Here is an 18,069-nt window from a genome sequence, read left to right as displayed (position 1 = left end):
AGTCCTGGATTTCCGTTATCCTGCATCTTGCATTATCCACTGGCGAGCGTTCATGAATCACTTTGATCTCTCTTTCCTGAAGTATTTACAGGATAACAGCCCGCTGTCGATTGACGAGGCGGTTCAGCGTTTCGGTAAGACTCTCTCCACGCTAAAACGCACCATGAAAGAGCTCAATGAACTCTTGCCGGAAGACGTCCAGCTCCATCAGGATAATCAGTTTATTACGACCCGGATTGGCTATAGCGAATACCGGCAATTTTTAGCGCGTATACGTTTTAATCGCTATATCACTACGTCGGAAGAGCGTGTGAGGGATCTCCTCGTGGCGCTCTGTTTGCATGATGTGGTGAATAAAAACGAGTACTACAAAAAGTTTTATGTCAGCGCGGGGACGGTCAAAAATGATAATCCCGTGATGTTGCGTCTGGCGCAAGAACACGCCCTGACGGTACAAAGCATCCCACGTACCGGGTCGCGGCTTGTCGGCGATGAGTTCTCGTTGCGCCTGGCGGTGTGCATGTTAATACTCAAAACCGTTGAGATTGGTAAACACCACCAGTTGATAGCCCATCAGGCGAATGAGCCCGTCAGTCGTTCGATTGCCGATCAGTTTCTGAGTGAATGTGCTTCGGAGATTACCCAGGCTGCACGTTGCTATGAAGACGTTATCCGGCCGATTAACACGCTGGGTTACAACGGTCGGAAATACCTGCTGGTGTATTTGAGCCTCGCGTTACATCGTATCCGCCGAGGGCATGTAATCAAAGAGAGTACGACGACGCCGTTTTTGACGACGTTCCCTTTTGAGGCCATGACCAATCCGCAGGAAAACCGCTGTCTGGATCTCCTGATTGCTTCGCTGACGTTTACGTATCGCCCTTTCACCTTATATGACGCCAGCCTGGTGGCGCATGTGAAACGGACCTGTGAACGTTTAGCCGCTAGCCTGAACAACACCATTCACAATCAGCATGCCTGGTTTGCCGAGGTTTATCACTTTATCTATGCCGCCATCATCCAGAATAAATTTCATCTCTGGTTTGATGATAAAAAACTGCATAACGTCCAGAATCGTTACCCTGAACTCTGGGACGACGTTCAGTCTGCGGTGAGCGAGATTGAAAAAGGCTGGCAAACGACGTTTTCCGCCATTCATCTGGCGACACTGGTGTTGATCACGAAAAAATATGAGCTTAAAAACCGGGTAGTGAGTGAGCCGAAAAAGCGGGTCATTATTGTGACGAACTCTTCGGAAAGTAAGGTCGGGTATTTCAAAGAGGTCCTGTCCTCACGTTTTCATATCGATATCCCGGTATGTATTAATATCAATGAGATTGAACAGCTCCAGTCACGTGAGTTTGATCTGCTGATCACCTTTACCAATAAGATCTCAAGCCATTTGCGGTATGCCGGACTGGATTACGTCAAAGTTAACTTCTGGCTAACGCAGGATGACTTCCAGTTGCTTCGTGAGCGGGGACTTGCCTCCGCGCGCAAAAAAATACCGGCTGAGCAGTTTGTTCAGCAGGTACAGGGTATGAGTCCCGAGGCGCTCAGGGATTTCCTCGAACGCCATTATGGTGATGTGTTTATTTAGCCAGCGGTTGTAAGACGCCGCGACACCAGACGGCTTCAAGATCTAACGCCTCATCAAGGACAAGAATATCGGCATCTTTTCCGGGCGTCAGGCTGCCCTTACGCTGTTCAACACCGGCGAGAATCGCCGGATTCAGGCAGGCAATCTGCGCTACGGAAACCCAACTATTCTCCAGACGACCAACCACATTTTTCACTGAATCCAGAAAGCTCATCTCCAGTGTGCAGACGTCCGCCCAGTCATCAGGCGAGACCGTGCGGATATTGCCGTGGCGATCGGTAATTTCCAGAAGATGATGGCGAATACGAAACGTCTCCTGACGCAGGTAATGGTGAAATTCAAACCCTTCCGGGAAATCCACATATCCCAGACAGTCGCTGACCATGACCAGACGACGATCTTTTTTCAGACGATAGAGAATATCGAACACTTCCGGGCGTAGGGTGATGCCGCTTTGTTTTGCCACTTCGGCGAAGGTGTCCTGGTGGTACATTAGCGCGCCGACAACGCCTGGCTCACGATGATGTAATCCGCGCATGGCGCTGAAGGCGTGGGTAAAGTGGCATAGCCCTGCTTCAATCGCCCGGGTGGTTTCGTCAAACGTCGCGTCGGTATGCCCTGCGGATACCGTGACGCCAGTCCGGCGCAAATGACGGATCAGCGGCAGCGCATCCGGCAACTCTGGCGCCAGCGTCATTAAGCGAATATGCCCCCGTGCAGCCTGCTGATAGCATTCAAAGCCCTCAATGCTGGGGAGCTGAATAGACTCCTTGCGCTGCATCCCGCTGTATTTGGCATTGATAAACGGTCCTTCCATGTGAATGCCGACGGCTTCAGCCCCGTCTTCTGCTTTCGCGTGCGCAATCCAGTCGGCGGCCGTGGTCAGACTCTCCAGTAAGAACGCGTCCGGCTGGGTGGCGGACGTAGCAAGCCACGCGGTGACCCCGGCATTGACCAGATCCCGGCTCATCGCCTGTAAAGAGTGACGCTCCCCCTTCCAGGCAAACGAACCTCTTCCCCAACCGTGGACGTGGATATCGACAAAACCCGGCATCAGCATCGCATGTTGGTAATCAACCACCTGGCCGCGAGGAGAATTATCCAGGCCAACAATCTGTCCCTGTTTGATATGCAGATAACCGCGTTGTATCCCGTCGGGTGTGATGATTCGGTCGCTTGCCAGAGAGAGCAGGGGGTCAGACATCCGCTTTCTCCCATACGCGCGATGCCGTTTCGGCGGCGATCTCCGCACACAAACCGAGGTAGTGGGCGGGATCGAGCAGGGCATCGATTTCTGTATCGCTAAAATGCTGGCGAATCAGGGGGTCGGCGCGCAGCACGTCGGCATAGGGCAATCCCTCGTGGGTGCTGCGCATCGCCAACTGGTACACGCGCTCGTGCGCCGCGTCTTTGCCTAACCGCTCCACCAGTTGCATCATGATTTTTTCGCTATTGATCAAGCCATGGGTTAAGTGGACGTTCTGGCGCATACGTTCAGGATTAATCACCAGCGTACGGGTCAACTCTTCCGCGCGCATCACGATCTCCGCCATCAACTCCATGCTTTCCTGAATATTTCCGTCGAAGATAAAGTAGGCTGAACTGTCTGCTTCAAATGGGCGAGGGCTGACATACAGGCAGGAAGTGAGCACGGAATACAATTTTTGCGCGTTGGCGATAATCCCTTTAGCCAGTTTGGGGTTCACTTTTTGCGGCATAGTGCTGCTGCCAACCGTTCCTTTGGTAAACGCTTCAGAGACTTCAGCGAACTCTTCGCTGGAAGTCTGATACACCTCTTCGGCGATTTTATGCAGCGTGGTGGCGAGCAGGCACAAATTGCTGATGTATTCCGTGCGATAAACGCGGGAGTTACGCGAAGGGATCGCCATGGAGTGCATTCCCAACCGTTGTGCGACGCGATCCTGCACCCGACGTCCAGTTTCGCCAGTGGCGTGAAACGCCCCCACCGCCCCCCCCATCATCACCGTGAAAACGCGTTTTTCTGCTTCCTGCATGCGCTGTTGGGCGCTCAACAGTTCGTCAATCCATACGGCAGCTTTATAGCCCCAGGTCACCGGTAAGGCATGCTTACCGTGGGTGCGACCTGGCATCAGGGTGGCCTGATGATCGGATGCCATTTTCGCCAGGTTGCGCAGAATATCGTTCACAAAGCCCTGCATGATGTCATCGAACTGCTTTGCCAGGTAAAGCTGTGCGGTTTGCTGGATATTCTGGGTGGTGACGCCATAGTGCACATACTTCCCGCTTTCGCTGTCGCAGGCTTTGACCAGTACTTTGATCACCGGGACAAAGCCGTGGCCTATCTCGCGGAGCAGGCGTTCCATTTCTGTCAGGTCGATTTTATCGACGCGACAGTTGGCGGCAATATTTTCTGCCGCACGGGTGGGAATCATCCCGTATTCAGCCTGTGACAGCGCCAGGGCAGCTTCGACATCCAGCCAGGACTGGACCCGCGCAGGTTGAGCGAGCAGCGTTTTCATTCCCCGATCGTCGATGGTTTTACTTTTTGAATCATACAATGCGCGCATTCCTGTCTCCTTAAGCTTATTTCGCGCCGACAAGGCGGTCATCTACCGCATTGCGGACAAATTCGACGTGTGGGCCAAAGACCACGTGGACATGGTTGCTGGAGGGAATAAAGGTACCCAGCGATCCCGATTCTTTCAGCACGGTCATGTCCATTTTTTTCTGATCCTTTACATCGACACGCAAACGCGACACACAGTTTTCAACATGTTTAATGTTGTCGGATCCGCCTAGCCCCTGAATAACCAGTTCAGCGACCTTGTCGTACTCTTTATTATTCAGCAAGGTACTGTCTGACGTTTCACTTTCGCGTCCCGGCGTTTTTATATCAAAGCGAGCGATCGCGAAGCGGAAAACGGCGTAGAAAACGACAAAGTTAATGGCGCCAAGAAGCAGTAAATTTACCCAGTGCGTCTGTTCATACATCAGACCAAAAATACCGAAGTCGAAGATCGTGCCGCGAATATAGCCGATGGACACGTCCAGCATTTGCAGTGGAATAGTCAGCAAACCGCAAAGTATGGCGTAAACAATAAAGAGCTGTGGAGCAATAAACAGGAAGGAAAACTCCAGCGGTTCGGTGATATTCCCCAGCATGGCGGTGAGCACCACGGTCAGAATCATCCCTTTGGCAAATTTCTTATTCTTAAAATAGGCCATGTGATACATCGCCAGCCCAATCGCTGGCACGCGGAACAGCGTGGTGAGCATTTGCGACGACGCCAGATAACTGGTGAGCGTCGGCATATATTCCTTCCAGGCAGGATGGGAAGGGCCAAGCTCAAACAGGATCTTATTAATCGCAGGCAAAATGCCGACGTACGTTTGTCCGTCAATGAGATAGGTACCCCCAGCCGCGGTAAAGCGGACGGTAGAACTCAGGACATGGTGTAAACCAAATGGAATTAACAGACGGTTGAGCGTCATGTAAATCCCGGCACCGATATTAGGAGCCATCATAATGGTTGAAATGGCGCGCATACCGGCAGTAAACAGATCCCAGATAAAAGGGATAATTAACCCCACGGGAATCGAAAAGGCGATAGCCAGAATCGCTACGGATTTCTTACCGCTGAAAAAAGCAAAGGCGAGAGGAAGTTGCAATCGGTAAAACCGGTCGGTGACTTTGGCCGCCAGTAGCCCGGCAATAATGCCGCCAAGCGCTTCGATTTTCAGCGTCTGAATACCGAGTACCATTCCTTGCCCAACGAGCGCCAGCTCATCTTTTGCCAGTGTACCCGCCAGTTTGAGGTGAACATGCATGGCGATAAGTAGCGTCAGATAGGCCACCACGGAGGCAAAAACCGCAATCCCTTTCTCTTTTTTGGACATGCCGTACGCCACACCCATCGCGAATAATAACGGGATATTGTTGAATACGACGCTACTGATTAATCCCAGTGAAGAAAGAATGGCTTTAAATATATCGTTCCCGAGAAACGGGAGTTTTTCTATCATATAGCTCTGGCCTAACGCAGAGCTAATTCCCATGACCATCCCCACGGGCGCCAGTACGGCAATCGGCAATAACAGCGATCGACCGAATGTCTGAATTTCATTCTTAAAATTAGCATTCATAAGTTAATCCTGACGTGAATTCTCATGAGGATAAGATACGTTCAGGATATTTTTGCTCAAGGGCAAATGGTGCAGGATAAAAAGCGCAAGATTTGACCATAAAAAAGAGCCCGAAGGCTCTTTTTTTTAATGATGGTGACCGTGGCCTTTTTTCCCGCGCCCGCGATGGTCGTCGCGATCGCGCCAGCCTTCCCGGTATCCGCGCTCGTAAGCATTACGCTTATCCCAGCCACGGTGATAGCCATTGTCATGTCGCCACCAGCGATTTTTACGCCATTCATAATTGCGATGCCAGTAGTCACGGTCACGCCAGTGTCCGCCGTCCCAGTAGTTACCGTAATTATCGCGATCGCCAATTTGTAATTTTATCGATGGCAACAGGGTGATTTCGCCCGCGTTTGCGGCAAGCGGTGTAAAAGCCAGTAGGGCTGCCGCCAGAATCAGTGACCTGAACATTCTTTATCTCCTTCACGATCGAAGCCGTAGTCGGCCTGTTAACGTAATATTACGGGGCCGTAAAGCCCCATTTCATCGCCTTAACTCTTAAATCATGAATGAGAGCACGAATTGCTAAAAACGCTGCTCACGCTTACTGTTCAGAATGTTGTCGATATCGACGCATTCCTGGTCAGTGAAATGACGATTGGCCAGCATGCCGACCGCATCCTCAATCTGCGAGGTTTTACTGGCACCAATCAGGACCGAGGTGATGTTATCGTCGCGCAGTACCCATGCAAGCGCCATCTGCGATAATTTTTGTCCGCGCTTTTCAGCCAGTGCATTGAGCTGGCGAACGGTTTCCAGCTTTCCGGCGGTAAGTTGATCAGCATTCAGAAAACGGCTTCCGCTTGCCGCTCTGGAATCAGCCGGGATCCCGTTCAGATAGCGATCGGTGAGCTGTCCACCCGCCAGCGGGGAAAAGGCAATGCTGCCCACCCCTTTTTCCTGCAACATCGTCAGCAGTTCCTCCTCCACCCAGCGTTCAAACATCGAATATTTAGGCTGATGGATCAGGCATGGCGTGCCCAAATCATTGAGGATATCGATAGCTTCACGAGCGCGATCGGCCGGGTAATTGGAAATCCCGACATACAGCGCTTTCCCCTGGCGTACGAGGTGATCGAGCGCTTGCATTGTCTCCCGCAGGGGCGTTTCAGGATCGGGACGGTGGTGGTAGAAAATATCTACGTACTCCAGCCCCATTCGCTTCAGGCTTTGATCAAGACTGGCAATCAGATACTTGCGGGATCCCCAGTCGCCGTAAGGGCCGTCCCACATGGTATATCCCGCTTTGGTGGAGATAATGAGCTCATCGCGCCACGGTAAAAAATCTTCCTGCAGGATGCGGCCAAAGTTGCGTTCCGCTGAACCCGGCGGGGGACCGTAGTTATTGGCGAGGTCGAAGTGGGTAATCCCCAGATCAAATGCGCGCTGAAGCAGTGCCCGGCTGTTTTCCATCAGGGTGGTATCGCCGAAGTTATGCCACAGGCCAAGCGAGATGGCGGGTAGCTTCAGGCCGCTCTGACCGCAGCGGCGAAATGCCATTCTCTGATAGCGATTTTCATCAGGCTGGTAAACCATTGTCTTCCCTCGCAGTGAATTCAGCTCCCCAGTGTATACGTTTACACTGGTGATTTTTCAATGACATTTTCACTCGGGAGACTGTAAATCCTGCTTTCCACCCTCATCGCCGCCTCTTTCTGGACAGCCCCGACGCTTCTTCAATACTCAACATGAGGTTACCGTCAGAAGGAAAGCTGTCATGCAAACCCCTTACACCGTTGCGGATTACCTGCTCGACAGAATTGCCGGGTGCGGCATCGGGCATCTGTTTGGCGTGCCGGGTGATTACAATTTGCAGTTTCTTGACCATGTGATCGACCATCCGCATGTGCGCTGGGTCGGGTGTGCCAACGAGCTTAACGCTGCCTATGCGGCGGACGGTTATGCCAGGGTCGCCGGGTCCGGAGCGCTGCTGACTACCTTTGGGGTCGGGGAACTCAGTGCGATGAATGGCCTGGCGGGCAGCTATGCGGAATATGTCCCCGTTCTGCATATTGTTGGCGCCCCATGTAGCGGCGCGCAGCGTCGGGGAGAACTGATGCACCACACGCTGGGCGACGGCGATTTCCAACACTTCTACCGGATGAGCCAGTCCCTGTGTGCGGCCAGCGCTGTGTTGGATGCGCAAAACGCCTGTCATGAGATTGACCGTGTACTGAGTACGATGTTGACTGCCCATCGCCCGGGTTACCTGATGCTGCCTGCTGATGTGGCGAAACGTCCCGCGTTGCCTCCTTCAGCGGAACTGATCCTCTCTGCACCGGAATCGCAGGGGAGCGTGGTGACGGCATTTCGCTACCATGCCCGACAAAAGCTGATCAACAGTCCCCGCGTGGCGCTGCTGGCCGATTTTCTCGCCCACCGTTTTGGTCTACAACCGGTCCTGCAACGCTGGATGGCCGAAACGCCTATGGCCCACGCCACGCTGTTGATGGGAAAAGGACTTTTCGATGAACAACAGCCGGGATTTGTCGGCACCTATAGCGCGGGGGCCAGCAGTGACGACGTCCGTCAGGCGATAGAAGAGGCGGATACGACGATTTGTGTGGGTACCCGATTCGTCGATACGCTAACGGCTGGCTTCACCCAGCAACTGGCGCTGGAACGCACAATTGAGGTGCAGCCGCAGGCATCGCGGGTGGGAGGCATCTGGTTTAGTGGACTGTCTATGGAGCAGGCGGTTACCACGTTACGTGAGCTATGCCTGGAACTCTCCATTGCGCCGCCGCCCGTTAAACCTGCGACCGTACAGCTGCACATCGAACGAGGTCCACTGACCCAGGAGAACTTCTGGCATACCGTGCAGCAGGCGCTGGCACCCGGCGATCTGATCCTGGCCGATCAGGGAACGGCGGCATTTGGGGCCGCGTCCCTGTTGTTGCCTACGGGGGCGGAACTGATTGTCCAACCGCTCTGGGGATCGATAGGCTATTCGCTGCCCGCCGCGTTTGGCGCGCAAACGGCGGCGCCTGAGCGTCGGGTTATCCTGATAACCGGCGACGGCGCGGCGCAACTGACCATCCAGGAAATCGGCTCCATGTTGCGCGACGGGCAAACGCCGGTAATTCTGGTACTCAACAACGACGGCTACACCGTCGAGCGAGCTATCCACGGGGAGAAACAACGGTACAACGATATTGCTTCCTGGAACTGGACGCAGATCCCTCGGGCATTCAGCCTTGCGGATCAGGCTGAATGCTGGCGGGTGACTCAGGCCATCCAGCTCGAGGAAGTTCTGGCCCGGCTGGCACGTCCACAACGGCTCTCGCTGATAGAGGTCGTGCTGCCAAAAGCCGATTTACCCGTGTTATTACGTAAGGTCACCCAGGCGCTGGAGTCGCGTAACAGCGGATGACTATTTGTCCTCCCGGTTGGCGACCATCATGGGTTTGCCCGCCAGCAACAGCCAGGCCGGAAGCATCACAATACACAGCAGCGGCAGCAGGGTGGTATCCGGTACCACCACAGCAGCCATAAACAGGCTAAGCCAGCCGTCACGGGTGACGACCAGCACCAGGCCAAGAATAGCGCAGGAGACGGTAATCGCGGCCGGAACGGCTTCAACGTGGGCGTGCAGCATCAAACCTAATGCCACGCCGATAAACACGGCCGGGAAGATCCGCCCGCCGCGAAAACCACTGGCCGCAGCAATGACCAGCGCAGCGAGTTTTATCACCGCGAGCATAAAAAAATCTGTGGTGCCGAGCGTCTGACTGAACGCCATTTGCTGCATTTCATCCAGACCTTTAAACAGCGTCAGTGGTCCACCCATCACGCCGAGTAACCCTAACAGGAAACCTCCAACGCCGAGGATCAGCACCGGATTCTTCAGGCGATGCAGTAAAGCGTGCAGCCGGGGTAAGCACCAGACCGCCACCATCCCCGCGGCAATAGCAATCGCCGCCACCACGGCTCCGGAGAAAATGTCCACGATGCGCATCTGGGTGTAATGGGCGATCGGGAGCGAGAAATGCGGGTGAAAAAACAGGCTGGTGGTCAACGAACCTGCTGCCGCCGCCATTAACGGCGCAAAGAGGCGATCCCACAAAGGGGTATCGTTAGAGCCACTCAGGGTTTGCGAGAAAATCAGCGCGGCGGCGACCGGCGTGCCAAACAGGGCGCCGATGGTGCCGGCCGAGGCCAGAATGGTCCAGTCGAGGGCACCAATCCGTGGGAAAAACCGACGTCCCAGCGCAACGGCTAGCGCGATGTTAACGGCCATAATCGGATGTTCGGGACCAAGGCTGACGCCACCCGCCAGACCCAGCACCAGTGCGATGATAAGGCCTGGCAATGCAACAGGAGAAATGGGTGCGCCGATCAGCGGTTCGGTGGCCGGATCAGGGCCAGCGTGCCCGGTGCTGTAACGAATCACCAGCCCCACCAGAACCCCGGTTAACGTCAGGGTGAGCATGATCCAGAGCGGGGAATCGGCGGCAATCCCCACACTTCCCGGCAGACGTTGCCAGAGTATGCTCTGTAAGATGGAAGCAAACTTCATGACCACAATCAGGACTAAACTGGATGCAACCCCCAGAATCAGCGCGGGGATCGACAATAACAACATGGTTCTGGCTCGCGGATGGAGCATGTTTTTTTCCTTAATACCGTGTCTTACGTTCAGTTTGCCGCGTCAGCCAGATGGCATCGCTGCAAATGGTGCTGAAACGATAAAGTTATTGTGTGACCTGGATCGATATTTTCAGGGGACTCGCTTTTCTGAGATTGTTGTTATGCCCCCGTATATTTACAGTGTGGCAAAGACTTATTTTGACTTTAGCGGAGCAGTAGAAGAATGACAAAGTATGCTTTAGTAGGTGATGTCGGCGGCACCAACGCTCGTCTTGCTCTGTGTGATATCGACAGTGGTGACATCTCGCAGGCTAAAACCTATTCCGGTCTGGACTATCCCAGTCTGGAAGCTGTCGTGCGTGTTTACCTCGATGAGCACAAGGTGAAAGTGGACGCGGGCTGTATCGCGATCGCCTGTCCGATTACGGGTGACTGGGTGGCTATGACCAACCATACCTGGGCGTTTTCTATTGCGGAGATGAAAAAAAATCTCGGTTTCAGTCATCTGGAAATCATTAATGATTTCACTGCGGTGTCGATGGCGATCCCGATGCTGAAAAAAGAGCATTTGATCCAGTTTGGCGGCGCGGAACCGGTTGAAGGTAAACCTATCGCAGTGTATGGCGCGGGCACCGGTCTGGGGGTATCGCATCTGGTTCATGTTGATAAACGCTGGGTTAGTCTGCCGGGCGAGGGTGGTCATGTCGACTTCGCGCCGAACAGCGAAGAAGAGGCGATCATCCTGGAGGTCCTGCGCGCTGAGATTGGTCACGTCTCTGCTGAACGCGTGCTTTCTGGTCCGGGTCTGGTAAATTTGTATCGTGCAATCGTCAAATCTGACGGACGTCTGCCAGAAAATCTGCAGCCAAAGGATATTACCGAACGTGCGCTGGCCGACAGCTGCACGGACTGTCGCCGCGCGCTGTCGCTGTTCTGTGTGATTATGGGGCGCTTTGGTGGCGATCTGGCGTTAACGCTGGGCACCTTTGGCGGCGTCTACATTGCCGGTGGTATCGTGCCGCGCTTCCTGGAGTTCTTCAAAGCCTCGGGGTTCCGTGGCGGTTTTGAAGATAAAGGTCGCTTTAAGGCCTACGTTCAGGATATTCCGGTGTATCTGATTGTTCACGATAACCCCGGTCTGCTCGGTTCCGGCGCGCATTTGCGCCAGACGTTAGGCCAGATTCTGTAAGTCTCGTTCCACAGGAAAACCGCGTGTCCCACGCGGTTTTTTGGTCTCTGCTCTCTGCGTCGCACGGGTTCACAGTTTATGACCAGGCGGCATGCGTAACCCTGTCCGAGCATAACGAGACCCGTAAACCACGTCCACCAACTGGTATCGTCGCAAAAATTGCAGGTATAATCTCAGACATCATTCCACAGGTTTATAAGCAAAGATGACGAAACTTACCTTACAAGAGCAGATGCTAAAAGCGGGTTTAGTAACCAGCAAAAAAATGGCGAAAGTCCAGAGAACGGCTAAAAAATCACGCGTGCAGGCTCGTGAGGCAAGAGAGGCAGTTGAAGAGAATAAAAAGGCGCAGCTTGAGCGTGACAAGCTGCTCAGTGAGCAGCAAAAGCAGGCGACGCTGGCGAAAGAATTTAAAGCCCAGGTAAAGCAACTGATTGAAATGAATCGTATCACTGTCGCAAAAGGCGACATTGGCTTTAACTTCACCGATAACAATCTCATCAAGAAAATCTACGTCGATAAACTGACCCAGACGCAGTTGATTAACGGACGTCTGGCGATTGCGCGTTTGTCTACCGATAACAGCGCCGAGAGCGAATACGCGATTATCCCGGCCAGCGTCGCCGATAAAATTGCGCAGCGTGACGCAACCAGCATCGTATTGCACAGCGCGTTGAGTCAGGAAGAGCAGGATGAAGACGATCCGTATGCTGATTTTAAAGTGCCTGATGATCTGATGTGGTAAGTCGTATTCAGAACGGCGCGGCGTGATGCACGTTGATGCGCTCCCCGCTGATGCGCTCCCCGCTAATGGGGTGAGTAAAGCGTAATTCGCTGGCGTGTAGCATCAGCCGTGCGGTTTGTTCTGTACCGGGCAGCAGGCGACCGCCATACAGGTCGCAACCCAGAATAGGGTGCCCCAATAGCTGGCAGTGAATACGTAGCTGATGTGTACGTCCGGTCTCCGGCGTGAGCTGGACCCGCGTCAACGGCAGTATAGTTCCGTCGTCCTGCGGTTGGTTAATTCGTGCGACGACCTGATAACGTGACCGCGCGGGTTTGCCATTGACCGGGCTAATTGACATCAGCGGGAACCGTGCCGGATCGTTGGCTATCGGCGCATCAATCACTCCTTCGTCAGCGTTCAGATGGCCGCAGAGCAATGCGCTGTAGACTTTACTGACGGTGCGCTGGCTGAACTGGTGGCAGAGGGCGGCATTGACGGCCTTATTACGCGCCACGACCATCAGTCCGGACGTGCCGAAATCCAGACGGTGGACCAGCGTGCAGCCAGGATATTGCTGAACCAGCCGATAGTGTACCGAATCGAGATTTTGTGGATTTTTCCCTGAAAGACTGAGCAGCCCGCTGGGTTTATTGATCAACAGCAGGTGATCGTCCTGATAGAGCGTCTCTATCTCGTCGTTGCACGGTGGGGCAATAAAGGTATCAATAATCGTAGACATCAGGCTGCCCGACGGGAAAGTGGGTGCGGATGATAACCCATTTTCCGCCGACCGGCGAATGACGGCGGCTTTACTTTCTCTCGCGTCGCTAAAATTAATCATCCAGACTTAAGGCAAAGACGTGGCCTGCGCAGGCAATGTGCTTTACACTGCGCGCTGCTAAAAATTGAGTGGATTAACCAGACGGTAATGGCGATGAACGGAACAATCACAACGTGGTTTAAAGATAAAGGTTTTGGATTTATCAAAGATGAGAACGGCGATAATCGCTATTTTCATGTGATTAAGGTTGCCAACCCTGAGCTTCTCAAGAAAGATGCGGCGGTAACCTTTGAGCCCACCACCAACAACAAAGGTCTTTCTGCGTATGCGGTGAAGGTCGTGCCGGACAGCAAATATATCTATATCGCGGGCGAGCGTCTTAAGCTCACCTCGATTAAGTCCTTCGTGGTATTCAGTGAAGAGATCCCGGCCGACACGCCGATTGATAAAGAAAATGCAGTGCTCTCTGTCGGGCTACTGATGAGCAACATCCGACCGAAAACTACGGCGACACCGGATGAAATGCGCACGGTAAAAAAACTGGCGATCACCACTTTCCAGGGCACGACATTAATCTTCTCGGAAGATGAGATTGATATCGAGTCCACGGTTAAAATGCTCAAAGTTTGATTTTTTTGTGCTTCCGCGCAACAGCACAGTTCAGCCGACTACAGATGCATTAACTGGCGGAATTCTTTCACCTTACTGCGGCTTACGGGAATTTCAAATTCCAGATCCTTGAGCCGCAGAATATAGGTATTGTTGAACCACGGCTCGATCTCGCGAATCTTGTTCAGGTTGACGCAGAACGAGCGGTGACAGCGGAAAAAATGCGAAGGCGGCAGTTTGTTGCAGAACTCGGTGATGTTGATGGGCATCACGTACGATTCCCGCCGCGTATAAACAAACGTCATTTTCTCATGCGCTTCGGCATAATAGATATCGTTGATCGGGGTAACGATGATCCGCTCATCTTTAATTAGATTGATGGTGTCATTTTCACGCGCCACGGGCCCAACCCCAGCAGCGCCAGACTGTTGCTGCTGCCAGGCCGCCTCCAGTTTTTGCAGCATTCCGACAATTCGCGATTCCTGATACGGCTTGAGAATATAGTCAAACGCTTCCAGTTCGAACGCTTCAACCGCATGTTCTTTCCACGCGGTAATAAACACAATAAACGGCTTATGGGCGAACTGGCTGATATTTTGCGCCAGCAGAACGCCGTCCAGAGACGGAATATTGATATCAAGAAAAATGGCGTCAACGCGCTGATGCTGCAAAAACTTCAGCACATCCAGACCGTCGTCAAACGTCCCGACAATCTCCATCTGGCTATGTTCTTTAATCAGCCAACTGAGTTCCTGTTGGGCGAGGAATTCATCTTCAACGATGATGACTTTCACAGTGTTACTCCGGCTTAAAGCAATAACGTGGCGGGCGTAGCCGTTGCCGAACGCTGGTTGGGGACATAAAAGGCGATTTCGGTGCCTGGTTCCAGGCGGCGTATATGCAGGCCTTCACCAAATAACAGCTTAACGCGATGATGGACATTAAGCAGGCCAATTTTATTGCCCGGCATTTCGTTGGACTCCACGCGCTCGATCACTTTCGGATCGATACCGTGGCCGGTGTCCCTTACCGCAATGCGCACCCGGTTGCCGCACTCGGCGACGCTAATCGTTACCACGCCTTTCCCTTTGCAGGGCTGAATGCCGTGGACGATGGCGTTCTCCACTAACGGTTGTATCAACAGGCTGGGAATGGAGCAGTTGACCTCTTCATCAATATCATAAATCACGGTCAGCTTGTCGCCAAAACGGGCCTGTTCAATGGCAATGTAATCCTTGATTTGATACAGCTCTTTTTTGATGTCGATCTGCTCGTCGTCCTTTAACTCAATGTTATAGCGCAGATAACGCGACAAATTAAAAATGAGCTGACGGGCAGTGTCCGGATTAAGTCGAATCGATGACGAAATCGCGTTCAGGGCGTTAAACAGGAAATGAGGATTAATTTTGCTTTGCAGCGCACGTAGCTCTGCCTTATTTGCCATTTCCCGCAATTGCTCGGTGCGGGAGACTTCGAGCTGGGTTGAGATAATTTGCGACAGACCCACCGCCATCTCCTGCAATGATGAGGTGATTTGATGGGCGTGACAATAGTAAATTTTTAGCGTACCGGTCACCACGCCTTTTTCCCATAATGGAATGACCAGCATGGAGTGGATCTCCGGCGTGCGGTGCGCTTCATCATTATTTTTAATAATGATTTCACCGTGATTGATCGCCTGCTGAGTGGTCGGACTGACGAAGTCATCGTGGTTGCGGTAATTTGCTTCCCCGACGCCGACGTAGGCCAGCACATGCTGGGTATTGGTAATGGCGACCGCATCGGCGTGGATATCGTGACGAATGATGTCGCAGATCTGGCGCAGCGATTCACTGTTGACCTTGCGAAACAGGGGCAGGGTTTTATTGGCGATATCCAGCGCCAGCTTGGCTTGCCGCGCGGCGCTCGCTTCTTTTTCCCCCTCAACGCTCTGAACCAGCAGCACGATAAACCCGATACAGACGCTACCGAGGATCATCGGAATACCGATTTTCGAGACAATATCCAGCCCCAGTTCAGTGGTTGGCGCCCAGAGGACCACCAGGATCATCGTCAGCGTTTCGCAAAGCATGCCGCCTAAAATCCCGGCGCGCCAGTGTTGGGCTTTGGGGATCCTGCGGTTAATCCAGCCCGCGAGGCAGCCCGCCAGAATACTGGTAATAAAGCAGGGGATTGCCGTCACGCCGCCAATGTCGATCAGGTAACGGTGCGTTCCTGCGATCACCCCCGTAATAATGCCGACCCACGGACCAAACAGGATGCCGCCGGACATTACGGCAATGATCCGTACGTTCACCAGCGATCCTTCTACCGGTACACCAGACCAGGTACTGAACAACGCGAACATCGAAAAAATCGCGGTGACAGCAAGCAATTCCTTTGGCGTATGGGCAGACTTATGCAGCAGCTCGCGAAACAGGCGGATGCGGATGAGAAAGAACAGGCAAAATAGCATCAGCGCTGCGCGGTCAAACACGGCCAGCAGCATGGTAAATATTTCGTGCACGGGGGGACTCTTGCCAAAGGATTAAAGCCCTATGATAGGTAACCTCAGGGTGGATGACCAGCCTGCTGAGATCTTGCGGCTAATGAGGAAAAACCATAATTTTAAAAGGGGATTGATGGTTGATTGGTGTATTTACAATACATCTCATAAAACGCCCGCTTTCATGGTTATCATCATGGCAACAAAATGTTACTGGAAGGTAATATTGAGCGGTGTCGAAAACCTGTTATTTCCCCTTTTAAAATTGTTATTCCTCATTTGGTGAACGAAAAAATATTTTCCTTTCCCTCTCGACAGAAGGATTTTAATCAGGCTATTTTCTAAACGTGCCACCATCGTGGCAGCGTCGCTCGGACGGTCCGGGCGCTAACGTGAATCTGAGGAAATTATGGCTGACTCTCGCCCTGAACGTCGCTTTACGCGTATTGATCGTCTTCCCCCTTACGTTTTTAACATCACCGCTGAACTGAAGATGGCTGCGCGTCGGCGCGGCGAAGATATTATCGACTTCAGCATGGGGAACCCGGACGGCGCGACGCCGCCTCATATCGTCGAAAAACTGTGTACCGTGGCGCAGCGCCCGGATACGCACGGTTATTCAACTTCTCGCGGTATTCCGCGTCTGCGTCGGGCCATCTCCCGGTGGTATCAGGAACGTTATGATGTCGATATTGACCCGGAATCCGAAGCGATTGTCACCATCGGCTCAAAAGAGGGGCTGGCGCATCTGATGCTGGCCACGCTCGATCACGGTGATACGGTGCTGGTGCCGAACCCCAGTTATCCCATTCATATTTACGGTGCGGTGATCGCCGGCGCGCAGGTCCGTTCTGTTCCGCTGGTGGAAGGTATCGATTTCTTCAACGAGCTGGAACGTGCGATTCGCGAAAGTTATCCAAAGCCGAAGATGATGATCCTCGGCTTCCCGTCTAACCCGACGGCACAATGCGTTGAGTTAGAATTTTTTGAGAAAGTGGTCGCGCTGGCGAAGCGTTACGATGTGCTGGTGGTGCACGATCTGGCTTATGCCGACATCGTTTACGACGGCTGGAAAGCGCCGTCCATCATGCAGGTGCCTGGCGCTCGCGACGTGGCGGTGGAATTTTTCACCCTGTCGAAAAGCTACAACATGGCCGGCTGGCGTATTGGCTTTATGGTCGGTAACAAAACGCTGGTCAACGCGCTGGCGCGGATTAAGAGCTATCACGATTACGGGACGTTTACCCCGTTGCAGGTTGCGGCGATTGCGGCGCTGGAAGGCGATCAGCAGTGCGTACGGGATATCGCCGAGCAGTATAAGCGTCGCCGTGACGTGCTGGTGAAAGGCCTGCATGAGGCCGGATGGATGGTCGAAATGCCGAAGGCTTCGATGTACGTATGGGCGAAGATCCCGGAACAGTATGCCGGCATGGGGTCGCTGGACTTCGCGAAGAAACTACTGAACGACGCCAAAGTATGTGTATCGCCAGGCATTGGTTTTGGTGATTACGGCGATACCCATGTCCGCTTCGCGCTGATTGAGAACCGCGATCGCATTCGTCAGGCGATCAGAGGGATTAAATCAATGTTCCGCGCCGATGGCTTGCTGCCAGCCGGGACGAAATCACCCTCTGAGACACTTGAGTAAAACCCAGTCCTTCCAAACGCAAACAGGAGCCATCGGCTCCTGTTTTTTTGCTGCATTGTTGTCTTTAGATCATCAGAGCAAACGTACCGGCCCAAACGATGACCATAAAAGAAATGCCCATAAAGAAATATTTCACTTTCATCTCTCCGCGCAATAACTGATACGCCTGAATGAATTTCATCTCATCTGATTATAGAGAGCTGATACCGGTAAAAACGAAACCCAGAATATTCCTCATTTCGTTTACGGCACCACCTCAGAATTCTGTGC

The 18,069-nt window shown here is 53.0% G+C and carries 16 protein-coding genes; 6 read left to right on the top strand and 10 right to left on the bottom strand.

Features of this window, described 5'->3' with window-relative positions; genetic code table 11:
* Positions 1 to 52: 52 nt before the first annotated feature.
* Entirely contained in the window at positions 53 to 1,600 is a 1,548-nt protein-coding gene (locus HVZ37_RS15640; protein ID WP_054175929.1) for a hypothetical protein, read from the top strand.
* On the opposite strand, the gene nagA is transcribed toward HVZ37_RS15640, so the two are convergent.
* The 5 genes from nagA to mgrA all read right to left on the bottom strand — a co-directional run bounded on the left by nagA (position 1,593) and on the right by mgrA (position 7,306).
* A complete protein-coding gene (gene nagA, locus HVZ37_RS15635; RefSeq protein ID WP_181627706.1) occupies positions 1,593 to 2,804 on the bottom strand; it encodes an N-acetylglucosamine-6-phosphate deacetylase in 1,212 nt (403 codons plus the stop codon). The genes HVZ37_RS15640 and nagA overlap by 8 nt on opposite strands.
* Positions 2,797 to 4,149: an adenylosuccinate lyase family protein gene (locus HVZ37_RS15630; RefSeq protein ID WP_181627705.1), complete on the bottom strand. Its 1,353-nt coding sequence runs from the start codon at positions 4,147 to 4,149 to the stop codon at positions 2,797 to 2,799. The genes nagA and HVZ37_RS15630 overlap by 8 nt, the downstream gene beginning before the upstream one ends.
* Positions 4,150 to 4,165: 16 nt before the next feature.
* The gene (locus HVZ37_RS15625; protein ID WP_042999930.1) at positions 4,166 to 5,725 is read right to left on the bottom strand and encodes a PTS transporter subunit EIIC; all 1,560 of its coding nucleotides are present in this window, start codon (positions 5,723 to 5,725) and stop codon (positions 4,166 to 4,168) included.
* 126 nt (positions 5,726 to 5,851) lie between these two features.
* Positions 5,852 to 6,181 (bottom strand): DUF2502 domain-containing protein YpeC, encoded by a 330-nt coding sequence (gene ypeC / locus HVZ37_RS15620; RefSeq protein WP_042999931.1) that lies wholly within the window; start codon positions 6,179 to 6,181, stop codon positions 5,852 to 5,854.
* A gap of 114 nt (positions 6,182 to 6,295) precedes the next feature.
* The gene (gene mgrA, locus HVZ37_RS15615) at positions 6,296 to 7,306 is read right to left on the bottom strand and encodes an L-glyceraldehyde 3-phosphate reductase (RefSeq protein WP_044267779.1); all 1,011 of its coding nucleotides are present in this window, start codon (positions 7,304 to 7,306) and stop codon (positions 6,296 to 6,298) included.
* 181 nt (positions 7,307 to 7,487) lie between these two features.
* Here mgrA and HVZ37_RS15610 point away from each other — a divergent pair, with 181 nt between their 5' ends.
* On the top strand, positions 7,488 to 9,143 hold the full coding sequence (locus tag HVZ37_RS15610) for a thiamine pyrophosphate-binding protein (RefSeq protein ID WP_042999933.1): 1,656 nt from the start codon (positions 7,488 to 7,490) through the stop codon (positions 9,141 to 9,143).
* Here the strand turns inward: HVZ37_RS15610 and HVZ37_RS15605 are convergent, their stop codons facing one another.
* Positions 9,144 to 10,379, bottom strand: a complete 1,236-nt coding sequence (locus tag HVZ37_RS15605) for an ion channel protein (protein WP_044258412.1) — start codon at positions 10,377 to 10,379, stop codon at positions 9,144 to 9,146.
* 204 nt (positions 10,380 to 10,583) lie between these two features.
* Here HVZ37_RS15605 and glk point away from each other — a divergent pair, with 204 nt between their 5' ends.
* Positions 10,584 to 11,549, top strand: a complete 966-nt coding sequence (glk, locus tag HVZ37_RS15600; protein WP_042999936.1) for a glucokinase — start codon at positions 10,584 to 10,586, stop codon at positions 11,547 to 11,549.
* Between the two features lie 205 nt (positions 11,550 to 11,754).
* The gene (locus HVZ37_RS15595) at positions 11,755 to 12,294 is read left to right on the top strand and encodes a DUF2058 domain-containing protein (protein WP_042999937.1); all 540 of its coding nucleotides are present in this window, start codon (positions 11,755 to 11,757) and stop codon (positions 12,292 to 12,294) included.
* A gap of 7 nt (positions 12,295 to 12,301) precedes the next feature.
* Here the strand turns inward: HVZ37_RS15595 and HVZ37_RS15590 are convergent, their stop codons facing one another.
* The gene (locus HVZ37_RS15590; protein ID WP_181627704.1) at positions 12,302 to 13,015 is read right to left on the bottom strand and encodes an RluA family pseudouridine synthase; all 714 of its coding nucleotides are present in this window, start codon (positions 13,013 to 13,015) and stop codon (positions 12,302 to 12,304) included.
* Between the two features lie 189 nt (positions 13,016 to 13,204).
* Between HVZ37_RS15590 and HVZ37_RS15585 the strand changes: the two genes are divergently transcribed.
* Positions 13,205 to 13,687 carry a cold shock domain-containing protein gene (locus tag HVZ37_RS15585; protein WP_181627703.1) on the top strand — a complete coding sequence of 161 codons (483 nt, stop codon included), beginning with the start codon at positions 13,205 to 13,207 and terminating at the stop codon, positions 13,685 to 13,687.
* A 38-nt stretch (positions 13,688 to 13,725) separates the two neighbouring features.
* Here HVZ37_RS15585 and HVZ37_RS15580 read toward each other — a convergent pair whose 3' ends face one another.
* Both HVZ37_RS15580 and HVZ37_RS15575 read right to left on the bottom strand, forming a co-directional pair.
* Complete coding sequence (locus HVZ37_RS15580) at positions 13,726 to 14,460, bottom strand: LytTR family DNA-binding domain-containing protein (RefSeq protein ID WP_042999940.1); 735 nt, start codon at positions 14,458 to 14,460, stop codon at positions 13,726 to 13,728.
* A gap of 14 nt (positions 14,461 to 14,474) precedes the next feature.
* Positions 14,475 to 16,172: a sensor histidine kinase gene (locus HVZ37_RS15575; protein ID WP_090049569.1), complete on the bottom strand. Its 1,698-nt coding sequence runs from the start codon at positions 16,170 to 16,172 to the stop codon at positions 14,475 to 14,477.
* A gap of 388 nt (positions 16,173 to 16,560) precedes the next feature.
* Between HVZ37_RS15575 and alaC the strand changes: the two genes are divergently transcribed.
* A complete protein-coding gene (gene alaC / locus HVZ37_RS15570) occupies positions 16,561 to 17,799 on the top strand; it encodes an alanine transaminase (protein ID WP_042999942.1) in 1,239 nt (412 codons plus the stop codon).
* A 64-nt stretch (positions 17,800 to 17,863) separates the two neighbouring features.
* Here alaC and ypdK read toward each other — a convergent pair whose 3' ends face one another.
* On the bottom strand, positions 17,864 to 17,935 hold the full coding sequence (ypdK, locus tag HVZ37_RS15565; protein ID WP_010723117.1) for a membrane protein YpdK: 72 nt from the start codon (positions 17,933 to 17,935) through the stop codon (positions 17,864 to 17,866).
* Positions 17,936 to 18,069 lie beyond the last annotated feature (134 nt).

It is taken from the genome of Citrobacter sp. RHB35-C17 (assembly GCF_013816795.1).
In the GTDB taxonomy this organism is placed as follows: Bacteria; Pseudomonadota; Gammaproteobacteria; order Enterobacterales; family Enterobacteriaceae; genus Citrobacter_A; species Citrobacter_A amalonaticus.
This window is presented reverse-complemented; position numbering and strand designations above follow the sequence as displayed.